The sequence below is a fragment of the uncultured Thiodictyon sp. genome (genome assembly GCA_903837595.1).
Classification (GTDB): domain Bacteria; phylum Pseudomonadota; class Gammaproteobacteria; order Chromatiales; family Chromatiaceae; genus Thiodictyon.
Window position 1 is genome coordinate 18,228 of record CAILVI010000002.1, and the last position, 11,497, is coordinate 29,724.

General features: G+C 68.2%; 9 protein-coding genes. 8 read left to right on the forward strand and 1 reads right to left on the reverse strand.

All coding sequences use genetic code 11. The annotated features are described in order from the left end of the window. Window positions 1–73 precede the first annotated feature (73 nt). Window positions 74–1,939: a phosphoenolpyruvate carboxykinase (GTP) gene (locus tag QZY44_RS00120; protein WP_295440541.1), complete on the forward strand. Its 1,866-nt coding sequence runs from the start codon at window positions 74–76 to the stop codon at window positions 1,937–1,939. A 204-nt stretch (window positions 1,940–2,143) separates the two neighbouring features. Then, complete coding sequence (locus QZY44_RS00125) at window positions 2,144–3,289, forward strand: nuclease-related domain-containing protein (RefSeq protein WP_295440543.1); 1,146 nt, start codon at window positions 2,144–2,146, stop codon at window positions 3,287–3,289. 51 nt (window positions 3,290–3,340) lie between these two features. Here the strand turns inward: QZY44_RS00125 and QZY44_RS35555 are convergent, their stop codons facing one another. After that, window positions 3,341–4,093 (reverse strand): hypothetical protein, encoded by a 753-nt coding sequence (locus QZY44_RS35555; RefSeq protein ID WP_365302829.1) that lies wholly within the window; start codon window positions 4,091–4,093, stop codon window positions 3,341–3,343. A gap of 177 nt (window positions 4,094–4,270) precedes the next feature. On the opposite strand from QZY44_RS35555, the gene QZY44_RS00135 reads away from it, so the two are divergent. The 6 genes from QZY44_RS00135 to QZY44_RS00160 all read left to right on the forward strand — a co-directional run bounded on the left by QZY44_RS00135 (window position 4,271) and on the right by QZY44_RS00160 (window position 11,062). Then, complete coding sequence (locus QZY44_RS00135) at window positions 4,271–5,926, forward strand: hypothetical protein (RefSeq protein WP_295440545.1); 1,656 nt, start codon at window positions 4,271–4,273, stop codon at window positions 5,924–5,926. Further along, a complete protein-coding gene (locus QZY44_RS00140; RefSeq protein WP_295440547.1) occupies window positions 5,923–6,453 on the forward strand; it encodes an AAA family ATPase in 531 nt (176 codons plus the stop codon). Before QZY44_RS00135 ends, QZY44_RS00140 begins: the two co-directional genes overlap by 4 nt. After that, complete coding sequence (locus tag QZY44_RS00145; RefSeq protein WP_295440548.1) at window positions 6,399–6,896, forward strand: hypothetical protein; 498 nt, start codon at window positions 6,399–6,401, stop codon at window positions 6,894–6,896. The genes QZY44_RS00140 and QZY44_RS00145 overlap by 55 nt, the downstream gene beginning before the upstream one ends. A 201-nt stretch (window positions 6,897–7,097) precedes the next feature. Beyond that, window positions 7,098–8,645: a hypothetical protein gene (locus tag QZY44_RS00150; protein ID WP_295440550.1), complete on the forward strand. Its 1,548-nt coding sequence runs from the start codon at window positions 7,098–7,100 to the stop codon at window positions 8,643–8,645. Further along, window positions 8,554–9,651: a formylglycine-generating enzyme family protein gene (locus QZY44_RS00155; protein WP_295440552.1), complete on the forward strand. Its 1,098-nt coding sequence runs from the start codon at window positions 8,554–8,556 to the stop codon at window positions 9,649–9,651. Before QZY44_RS00150 ends, QZY44_RS00155 begins: the two co-directional genes overlap by 92 nt. Window positions 9,652–10,585: 934 nt before the next feature. Further along, window positions 10,586–11,062 carry a formylglycine-generating enzyme family protein gene (locus QZY44_RS00160; RefSeq protein ID WP_295440556.1) on the forward strand — a complete coding sequence of 159 codons (477 nt, stop codon included), beginning with the start codon at window positions 10,586–10,588 and terminating at the stop codon, window positions 11,060–11,062. Window positions 11,063–11,497 lie beyond the last annotated feature (435 nt).

The window sequence follows — 11,497 nt, forward strand, 5'->3', positions numbered from 1 at the left end:
GTGACCAGGCCCAGTCCCGCCCTTGTGCCCGTCCGATCGGCCCTATTCTATGCCCTAGCGAGGATTCTCCCGCATGACCATGACCCACGATGGCGCCACGCGCACGACCCACCGCCGACTCCTCCGCTGGGTCGATGAGATGGCCCAACTGTGCGAACCCGACCGTATCTACTGGTGCGACGGCTCCCAGCAGGAGTATGACCGGCTCTGCGAGGAGATGGTCGCGAGCGGGACCTATATCCGGCTGGACCCCGCCAAGCGCCCCAACAGCTTCCTGGCGCGCTCCCACCCCAGCGACGTGGCGCGGGTGGAGGAGCGGACCTTCATCTGTTCCAAGCGGGAGGAGGACGCCGGTCCGACCAATAACTGGAAGGACCCGGCCGAGATGAAGGCGATCCTGACCGCGCAGTTCCGGGGCTCGATGAACGGGCGCACCCTCTATGTGATCCCCTTCAGCATGGGGCCGATCGGCTCACACATCGCCCACATCGGCGTGCAGATCACCGACTCCCCCTACGTGGTGACCAACCAGCGGATCATGACCCGCATGGGTCAGAAGGTCCTCGAGACCCTGGGCGCTGACGGAGAATTCATCCCCTGCCTGCACTCGGTGGGTGCCCCCCTGCAGGATGGCGAGCCGGACGTCGCCTGGCCCTGCGCCCCGCGCATCGAGGACAAGTACATCGCCCACTTCCCGGACACCCGGGAGATCTGGTCCTACGGCAGCGGCTATGGCGGCAACGCCCTGCTCGGCAAGAAGTGCCTGGCCCTGCGCATCGCCTCGGTCATGGCCCGCGACGAGGGCTGGCTGGCCGAACACATGCTGATCCTCGGCGTGGAATCCCCCGAGGGCAAGAAGCAGTATGTGACCGCCGCCTTCCCCAGCGCCTGCGGCAAGACCAACTTTGCCATGCTGATCCCGCCCAAGGGCTTCGAGGGCTGGAAGGTCACCACCGTGGGCGACGACATCGCCTGGATCAAGCCCAACCCGAAGGATGGCCGTTTCTATGCCATCAACCCGGAGGCCGGCTTCTTCGGCGTGGCCCCGGGGACCAGCCCCGAGTCCAACCCCAATGCCATCGACACGCTTTACGCCAATTGCATCTTCACCAACTGCGCACTGACCGACGACGGTGACATCTGGTGGGAGGGGCTGACCAAAGAGCCGCCGGCGCACCTGATCGACTGGAAGGGCAACGAGTGGACCCCGGGCAGCGGCGTCCCGGCCGCCCACCCCAATGCCCGCTTTACCGCCCCGGCCGCCCAGTGCCCCTGTATCGACGCCGAGTGGGAGAACCCCAAGGGCGTGCCGGTCAGCGCCTTCCTGTTCGGCGGGCGGGTCAGCAAGCACTTCCCGCTGGCCTTCCAGAGCTACAACTGGGAGCACGGCGTCTACATGGCCGCCACCATGGGCTCCGAGGCCACCGCCGCCGCCATCGGCCAGTCCGGCATGCGTCGCGACCCCATGGCCATGCTGCCCTTCTGCGGCTACAACATGGCCGACTACTGGCGCCACTGGCTGCGCATCGGCCGCCACATGGTCGCCACCCCGCCGCGCATCTTCCGCGTCAACTGGTTCCGCAAGGACGAGCACGGGCGCTTCATGTGGCCCGGCTACGGCGAGAACATGCGCGTGCTCAAGTGGGTCATCGACCGCTGCAACCACCGCGGCGCCGCCATCGAGAGCCCCCTGGGCTGGGTGCCGGACTATGACGCCCTGGACTGGAAGGGCCTGGAGTTTTCCAAGGACGTCTACGCCGCCATCAACAACATCGACACCGAAATCGCCCGCCAGGAGACCAACGACCAGGAGGAGCTGTTCACCCGCTTCGGCGACCACCTGCCGCGCGAGATGGAGAGCGAGCGCAATCTGCAGCTCTCGCGCCTCTACCACTCCCCGGCGCTGTGGGACCTGTCCGCCGCCGCGGACTTGAGCTGACAGCAACGCCTGTGCGCGCCTCGTCGCGGCCGGGGGGCCGCTCCTTCCCCGGAGGTGCGGCCCCCCGGCCGCGCGACGGGTTGCCCCAAGCGCCGGTGGCCTGAGTTCTGATTAAAGCCAGTCGGAGCAAACCCACCGGGTTCCGGCCTGAGCCCGTCGCGTTCGGGAGTTCGTCCCACGCCCGGCCCACTGGAGGGAACCCCCATGTCCAATGTCGATCCAATGGCCGCGATGGTGGAGCCGCTCAAGCAGGTGGCGACTACCTGGGTGCTATGGATGGTCGTCCTCACGGTCGCACTCGTGGCCTTCAAGTCCCTGCTGCTGCCCGGGCTGCGCGGCCGATTGGGCGAGCGGCAGGTCGGCGCGGTGCTCGATCGGCTGGGGACCGAGACCCTGCACGACGTTATCCTGCCCGATGACCACGGCGGCCTGACCCAGATCGACCATCTGGTTCTGACCGGTGCCGGTCTGCCGGTGGTGGAGACCAAGCATTACCGTGGGTCCATGTTCGGGCAGGAGCGCGAGCCGCAGTGGACCCAGCGCCTGGGGCGCCGCAGCGTCACCTTTCAGAACCCGTTGCGGCAGAACTACGCCCATACCCAGGCGGTGAAGGCCTTGGTGCCGGGGGTGCCGGTGTTCGGGCGGGTGGTCTTCACCGACGACGCGCGTTTTCCCAAGGGGATGCCGGACGGTGTCTCCAGCCTGCGCGACCTGCGTCGGGATCTGCGCGAGGTCTTGGGGGACGCGCCCCCATCCCCCGCGCTGCTCGCGGTCTGGGAGCGGCTCAAGGGCCGTGTCGACCGCAGCAAGGGGGCGCGCCAGGCGCATCTGGATGGGATCAGGGCGCGGCACGGGGCGGGGCCGGCCACGCCGTTGCCTTGGCGGCGGCTGCTGCCGCTGGTCCCGGCCCTGGCGGCTGTGCTCTGGGTGTGGTTCCTTCCCAAATCCGCGGTGCCGACCATCAGGGCACGCCCGACCGCCGCCGTGCCGGCGCCACCACCGGTTGCCCCGCCCCCAAAACCCCCGGTGGCCGCAAAGCCCCCGACGGCGCCTAACCTGGAGTGGTCCACCCCGGCCGCGCACACCCCAGCGGTCGCCTCGCCCAGCCCGACACCGCCTCCGGTTGCCCCGGTGTCACGGCCCCCGGCCGCGTCAAAACCCGCGACTGCGCCCCACCTTGAATGGTACGACCCGGCCGCGCGTACCCCGGCGGGCACCCAATCGGCCTGCAACATGGCCGTTGCCGCCCTGTTGACCGACAACAGTGATGAAAACCGTATGGCGCGGGATCGTGCCTGCGCTGCGGGTAAGGCCGATGCGGTGCCGGCGCGGTCATTGCCGCGCCGGTAGGGTCCGCTGTGCGGACCACCGACCTCGCCGCGGGCGCACCCGCTTTCGTCATCAGTCGGGTCGGGTGGCGGCCTCTCCCGCGTGTGCCTCAAACTCCACCTTGTCGTAGACCTCGCCCAGGGTCAACGTGCTGTCGATGGCCGCGAAGTCGATCGGCGCCGCGGGGTCCGTATAGGCATCGAGTAGCCAGCCGCCGTTTTTCTGTCGGGTGAATACATCGACGGCCAACCGGTTCTGGGCGATCAGCACATACTGGCATACTGGCGCAGGCTCGCCAGGCCGCGGTAGATGGCGAACTTGCCGCCGCGGTCGTAGCCCTCGGTGGGAGGGTGAGAGGACTTCGGCGATCAGGGTCGCATGGTTGTGATTGTACGAGGCCCCGGCCATGGCAAAGACCTGGCCCGCCACGTATTCGTGCTTCGCGTCGACGGACTCGCGCTCGGTGGCCAGATAGTCCTCGAAGCGGCAATTGCGTTTCGGCTGAATCGACATGCGCTTGCTCCGCAGTTCACCGGTGAGAGTATAGCCTGGAGCCCCCGCCCGCATCAGGCAGTTGCGATCCGCCTGCCAGATTGGGGTGCCGATGGGCTCGGCCTCTGGGAGGATGAGGAACAGCAGGCCGCACTCAGACTTGCTGTCCGCGATAAACGCCCCGTCATCCCGGTCCTGCTGCCCGCTGCCCCGCAAACCCCGAGCCTGCCCCTGTTCCTCGGTAACCGCACCTGGGTCGACCTGCGCCGCGACGCTGCCGCGGGCTTGGGCCTTCTGATCTGGGGGATTACCGGCAGGAAACCCGGGGCTCAACGCTCTGTCGATACGGGCGCTGCACCATCCCCGAAGCCCGTGCCCCGAGCCATCACACCGAACGCGGCATCACCCCGCCCCGACCGAATGCCGGCCGACGCCCAGCCGGCGCCGGCGCAGCGGCCAACGGCGACAGCGTCGAAACGCGACAGGGGACCCCGCGACAGCCGCTGCGACGTGCTGCTGCTCTGTGTCAATGACAAGGAGCGCACCGCGATCGTCGAGACCTTCGCCGGCCCCGGTGGCAGACCGCCCCAGCCCCGCATCATTCAGGGTCTGCCATGCCTGGACCTAGGTGAGATCGGGGGGCGCCGCATTCTGGCCACTGCCACCAATATGGGCAGCGCCACCCCCGGCGGCTCGGCGACCCTGGCACTGGATGCGATCACCAAGCTCGACCCCCGCTGGCTCCTTGCCGTGGGTATCGCCTTCGGCATGAATCCGGACAAGCACCCGATCGGCACCATCCTGGTCTCGGATCGGGTGTCCTGCTACGAGCCCCAGCGCGTCGGCAAGAAGACGGTGCGCCGGGGCGATACGGTGACAGTGCATCCGCATCTCAAGCAACAGTTCCAATTGGTCTCATCGCCGCCCTACTGGACGGGCGACGCGGTGTGTTTTGGCGAGATCCTCTCCGGCGAGAAGCTGATCGACGAGCCCGGCTTCAAAGACCAGCTGCGCAAGGCCTACCCGGAGGCGATCGGTGGGGAGATGGAGGCCGCCGGGATCTACAGCGCGGCCCTGCTGGAGTCGCGGCAGTGGATCGTCGTGAAGGCGGTCTGCGATTACGCCGACGGCCACAAGGGCGAAGGCAAAGACGCCCGCCAGACCCTGGCCGCCGGCAATGCCGCCCGCTTCGTCAGGCATGTGCTGTCCAGCTATCACAGTGAACCGGACCCAGCCCTGCCAGAGGAAGACCTTGGGTCTGACGAATCGCAGACGGCCAGCCCCATCCATGACGATGCCGTTGCCGCCATCGCCGAATCGCTACGTCGGCTGCCGGAGTTGTGCGCGGCCCTTTCCGCCCAGCCCGGGAGCCGCGGTGCCACCGACCCGGCGGAGATCGCCAAGCGGCTCTGTGCGCGAGAGGCAGACGGCTTTCGCGCGGCGATGGCGGCCTTTCGCGCGGCGTTGCCGCAAGCGGCCCAACAGTTTCGTCGTCAGCAAGGGGATTTTATCCTGCTGCGCACGCAGGCCCAGCATATCCTCGGGTGGATGACGGTCACCGCGGTTTTGGACGGCTACGAGCGGGAGGATGCCGCCCTGGTCAAGGGCTGGTTCGATGGTGCGGCCTTCCATATTCCGCTGGGTCGCGACGCCTGCCTGGAGGTCCTGACCGCCCGCTGGCGTGGCTGCGCGGCCGAGTTCGGGGTCGATCATGGCCGATGGGAAAGCGGCCTGAACGATCTTGCCCCAAAGGGCGAGTTCGCGTTCGATAACCCGCTGCTGTTGGACGTTAGTCGGGCCGTCGATTACATCTGGCGCCTGATCTATCAACATATTGAAGGCCGCCCAGCCCCGACGAGGCTGCACCCGGACGAGATCGAGCAACTGACTCACCGCCTGAACATCCAGCTTAGGGAGAAGGGGCGGCGCCGTCGGCTGGTGATCGATGGCCGCGGCGGGGACGATCCCTTTAATTTTCCAAGTGTCCTGCGGGCGATCCATGAACGCATCCCGCAGATTCATCTGTTCGTCATCAGTGGGCCAGCACACGCGGCGGGGAGTATCTTTCTGCTGCCCGCCAGTGAGCTTGCGGCCAACATTCGCGAATGCCTGCAAGAAATCGGTGCACTTGGGCAGTTCACTCAACCGGACGAGGTTCAGCGATGATTCCCGATCTCCCCATCGACACCCGCATTGAGTTGCGGCGCTGCGGCACCTGGCCCCCCTCGGTCCACCTCTTCGACGTGGCCAGCGCCGACGCCGCGCTCGCCGCCCTGGCCGCGGAGCGACCGTTGCTGGTGCGCGGTGAGCCCGGGGTCGGCAAGAGCCAGTTGGCCCGCGCCGCCGCCCAGGTCCTGGGCCGGCTCTTTGTCTCCAGCGTGGTGCATTCGCGCAGCGAGGCGCAGGACCTCCAGTGGGAATACGACGCGGTGGCCCGCCTGGGCGAGGCCCAGGTCCTGGCCTCGGTGCCCTCGGCGCTCACGCCCCAGGAACGGCTCGACCCCCGCCGCTACCTGATCCCCGGCCCGCTCTGGTGGGTCTTCGACTGGGAGTCCGCCCGCCGCCAGTCCGCCCACCACAGCCTCTGCAAGTCCAGCCCCCGGCCGCTCCGGACGGCTGGCAACCGGCACAGGGCCGCGTGCTGCTCATCGACGAGATCGACAAGGCCGAGGCGGACCTGCACAACAGCCTGATGGAGACCCTGGGCAACGGCGCCTTCCCGGTGCCCTGGCTGGCCGAACCGGTGGGGCTGCACCCCGGCTGCCCGCCGCCCCTGGTGGTCATCACCACCAACGAGGAGCGCGAACTCCCGGCCGCCTTCCTGCGCCGCTGCATGGTGCTCAAGCTCCAGTTGCCCACCGAGCACGCAGAGCTTCGGGCCTGTCTGGTGCGGCGCGGCGGCGAGCATTTTGGGGCGGACTGCACCGAGTCGGTCCGCACCCTGGTTGCCGAGCAACTGATCCAGGACCGCACCCGCGCCCGCGACCTGGGCCGCCCCGCCCCCGGTCAGGCCGAATACCTGGACATCCTGCGTGCACTGGTGAACGCCCGCGGGCCGGACGAGGCCGCGCAACGGAAGCTCTTCATGCGCATTGCCCGGTTTGCGTTGGACAAGAGCGGAGCCGGCAATCCATGATCGCGGAAAGGCCGGCGCCAAGACGCCTCCCCGTAGGATGGGTTGAGCGCAGCGAAACCCATCGTCCGCGCCTGAGTGAGACGTTGATCGCTGGGTTTCGCTGCGCCCTACCCAGCCTACCCACAATGCCGTCATTCCGGCCGGACGCCGGACTCCAGTGCCATGGGTGGTAAGCCGGCTGACCGGGATGTCGCGCGAGCGATGAACAAGAGTGCTCTCGGCCGCGCCGACCTGATCCGCTGGGCGGATCGCCTGGATGAGGACCGCTTGCGTCGCCTGGCCGAGCGTTTGGGCTTCAAGGAATCGCCCATGATCGAAGGTTCCGGGTTGATCGGGACATTTTTCGCGCTGGCCAACGTTGGCCCAGCACCAGCGCCTGTTGCGCCAGACCCCGGCGCCCGCCGCCACCGCCACTACCGCCTGACCGAGCGCCGCGCCCTGGCCGCGCCGCTGCCGGTTCCACCCCCGGACCCGCTGCCACCCGAAACCCCGGTCGAACCCCTGGCCGCCCCGCCGCCGCTGGTCCCCTGGCCGCGCCTCTGGCCCTTCCTGCGCGCCGTCCTGGGAGAGCACGCCGAGCGCCGCCGCCTCGACCTGCCCAGGGCCGTCGCCGCCGTCGCCCGTGCCCGCCCGCTGCGTCGCCTGCCGCGGCTCCAGGGTCTGCGCTGGGCGCCCCGCGGCCAGCTCATCCTGGACCTGCATCAGCGCCTGTATCCCTTCTGGGGCGACTTCAATGCACTGAAGGACCAACTCCCGCGCCTGCGCGGCACCGCCGGGCTGGAAATCCTGCGCATGGACGAGGGTCCCGCCGGCCCGGTGCAGCCCTGGGACGGCCGCGCCTGGGGTCCGCCCCGTCCCTATGACCCACCCCCCGCCGGCACCCCAGTCCTGATCGCCGGCGACCTGGGTTGCCTGGACACCCCGTGCCAGCGGCAGGCCTGGGTTGCCTTCGGACGCCGACTCGCGGCCGGCGGCCTTGTACCGGTGGTCCTCACCCCCTGCCCGGCGCGCTGGTGGAACCCGGCCCTGGCCAGGCTCTTCTACCCGGTGGTCCTGGACCGCACCGCCGCCATGCCGCCCCGGCCGGGCGGCCCCCGTCCCTGGCCGAGCGAACCGCCCGACCCGCTCGATGCGATCCGCCGCGACTCCGGGGCGCTGCACCTGCTGACCCTGCTCAGCGCCTGCATCGCCATCAGCCCCGCCCTCTTGCGGCACCTGCGCCACCGCCTGCCGGTGGGGTTCGCGGATGTCGGCAGCGAGGCCGCTGCCTGGCTCCACCCCGCCTTCGTGGCCGGCGACTTCGCCCTGTTTCCCGGCGACCCGATACAGATCGAACGCCTGCGCGAGTCGTTCAGCACCACCGGCGATGAGGGCCAGCGGGAACTCGCCTGGGCACTGATCCGCGCCCAGCAGGCGGCCGGCGCCAGCCAGGCCGAGCGCATGGAAGAGCGCGTACTCTTCGCCGCCATGCAGGGCCGCACCGACCCCGCGGCCGAGGCCTTTCTCGACCGCGTGGTGCAGGCCCTGGCCCAGGGCTGCGACGACGGTGAGCACGCGCGCTTTCTCGCCGCCTGGGTCCACCGCCACCCCGACGCCTGGACCCATAGCCCCTGCACTCTGGCTGCTGGCCAACCAGGGGGTCGAGACGCAAGGCGCGGTGCTGCCCGCCGGCTTCGACCTCCAGCGGGCGCAAGACGCACTGGAGCGTCCCGAGCGGCCCCAGACCTGGCGGCTGGTCCAGCGGGGTGAGGCTCTGCAAGTCGAGCCCTGGCCGGCGCCCGCGGCGGCGTTCACCAGCGGCAGCCCGGTGGCGGACGGCGTGCTGACCCGCAGGGCCAGCGCCCAGGCCCGCGAGGATCGCCCCGGCTCACCGCACCTGGCCTTGGCCCTGGACGCCGCCGCCGCCTTGTCGTTGGGTGAGTCCGTCTGGCGGCTGTGGACCGATCAAGAAGAACTGGTCGTCGCGCCCTTCGACCGGCCCGCCTGGGCGCACACCCTGGGGCGCGACGGCGCCGGGCTCTTCGCCGCCGCCGACCTCAAAGGGATTACGCAGCGCTTGCGCTGGATCGGCCCCGGCCGTTTGCTCATGGGCTCGCCCGCGGACGAGCAGGACCGCTTCAAAGACGAACGCCAACACGAGGTCTGCCACACCCGCGGTTTCTGGCTCGCCGAGACCGCCTGTACCCAGGCCCTGTGGCAGGCGGTAATGGGCGATAACCCGAGCGGTTTCAACGGTGAGCGCAGGCCGGTGGACACGGTCAGTTGGATCGATGTGCAGCGCTTCCTCGAACGATTGAACAGCGCGGAGCCGGGGCTTACCGCGCGGCTGCCGACCGAGGCCGAATGGGAGTACGCTTGCCGTGCCGGGACCACCACCCCCTTCTCCTTCGGGGAGGACATCGACCCGGCGCAGGCGAACTACAACGGCAACTATCCCTACTGCGGGGACACGAAGGGGCTGTATCGCGAACAAACGGTGGACGTGGCCAGCTTGCCCGCCAATCCCTGGGGTCTCTATGAGATGCATGGTAACCTCTGGGAGTGGTGTCAGGACTGGTATGGTGAGTACCACGCCGGTCCGCTGACTGACCCTGTCGGCCCTCCTTCGGGCGAGGGGCGTGTTCGGCGCGGCGGTAGCTGGTTGCGCGACGGTCGCGACCTGCGCTCCGCGTCCCGCTTCCTCAGCGTTCCCGGCAACCGCCGCCAGTTTGCCGGTTTCCGGCTGGTCCTAGGTTCCCAGCCCAGGCAGGAATAGGCAGGTAGGGAGCGGGGCCGGACTGTCCGCGCAGGGAGCGAGCGGTAGAGAGCGGAAGGCGCGGGCCGATCTGGTCCCCAAGCGTCGCTCCCGGTCGGCCCTTGGCCGGACGCCGCGGATAGACATCAACTCCAGTGGAAACCCATGAACCTAGAAAGAGCAGTTATCCACAGATGAACACAGATTATCACAGATGATTCATTGACTTACTCTTGACCGGGGACTCACCTTTCCGGTGATTGTGCCAATGGCGATAAGCGCATGAAAAGTAAAAGAAAATCTATGTTCATCTGTGGATTTTAGGATGAACGACCGCTTCTTCCATATCCCCGTCCTGGACCCCGGGCGCCGCCGTGGGTTCGTCGCGGCTGAAGCCGCTCCCACGGGGACTTTCATCGTTTGGGGTGGCTGGCATGGCCGTTAGCCGGGTTGGTGTGGGGATGCCACTGATTCCCTTGGGATACGTCGGGCGTCGCCACCGGCTAAAGCCTCGACCGGTTGGGGACGGGCCGCGGCTGGCGGGCACGATGAGCAAGGGCCTTGGCTGGCGATGAGCGTCCCGCCCGGCCCCCAACCCGAGCATTTCCCCGCCCCCTGGGCCAGCGACTGGGGCGAAGACCCTTGCGGCCTCTGGCAGGGGTTGACCTACATTGGCGTGCGCCCAGAATTCCGCTGGATACCGCCGGGGCGGTTTCTGATGGGTTCGCCGAAGGATGAGTACGCCCGAGATGACGATGAACTGGTCCATGAGGTCATCCTCAGCCGCGGCTTCGGCTTGCCGAGACCGCCTGCACCCAGGCCCTGTGGCAGGCGGTGATGGGCGAGAATCCGAGCCACTTCAAAGGCGAGCAAAGGCCCGTTGAATCTGTGAGCTGGGGGGATGCACAGCTTTTCATCAAGCGGCTGAACGGCCTGGCCCCGGACCTTACCGCGCCTGCCGACCGAGGCGGAATGGGAATATGCCTGTCGCGCCGGCACCACCACTTCCTTTTCCTTTGGCGAGGACCTCGATCCGGCGCAGGCGAACTACAACGGCGACTATCCCTACCGTGGGGAGACGAAGGGTCTGTATCGGAAAGAGACGGTCGAGGTGGCCACCCTGCCGGCCAACCCCTGGGGCCTGGACGAGATGCACGGCAATGTTTGGGAGTGGTGTCAGGACTGGTTTGGTGACTACCCGAGCGGTCCGGTTACCGATCCTGTCGGCCCCGATTCGGGCGAGAGGCGTGTGCTGCGCGGCGGTAGCTGGTTCGACATCGGTCGCGACCTGCGCTCCGCGTGCCGCGCCCACTTCGTTCCCGGCCTCCGCAACCAGCTCTACGGTTTCCGGCTCGTCCTAGGTCCCCAGCCCAGGCCGGAAGCGACAGGCAGGGAGCGGGGCCGGACTGCCCGCGCAGGGAGCGAGCGGTAGCGAGCGGACGGCGCGGGCGGTCAGGTCCCGCGGCAGACTGGTCTTGTCCCCAGGCGCCGTGTCGGCACGAGGGCGAGTGCGCCCTGGAGTCTCGTCAGTGCGTCCGGAACATTCGTCAGCACGCACGGGAAGTTCGTTAGTGCGCACGGAACATTCGTCAGCACGCACGGGAAGTTCGTTAGTGCGCACGGAACATTCGTCGGCACGCACGGGGAGTTCGTCAGCGTGCACGGTACATGCGTCAGTACGCAAGGAAAGTTCGTTAGCGCGTACAGACGTTTGTGCCTCCGGCGCGAAGCGGAAAATCAAATATTAACCTGAATCCGTGAACTAATACGGTGCGGTAATCCAAAATGCTGCGACTGAAGGGGGCGGAGATAAATTGCCGAGCAATAGTGCCCGGGTTGATCCATGCGGGCGCGGTCGCTGCCATCT

Bases quoted from the DNA above. Each gene is read 5' to 3' on its own strand.
- QZY44_RS00120 (WP_295440541.1), top strand. From the start codon at position 74: ATGACCATGACCCACGATGGCGCCACGCGCACGACCCACCGCCGACTC.
- QZY44_RS00125 (WP_295440543.1), top strand. From the start codon at position 2,144: ATGTCCAATGTCGATCCAATGGCCGCGATGGTGGAGCCGCTCAAGCAG.
- QZY44_RS00140 (WP_295440547.1), top strand. From the start codon at position 5,923: ATGATTCCCGATCTCCCCATCGACACCCGCATTGAGTTGCGGCGCTGC.
- QZY44_RS00150 (WP_295440550.1), top strand. From the start codon at position 7,098: ATGAACAAGAGTGCTCTCGGCCGCGCCGACCTGATCCGCTGGGCGGAT.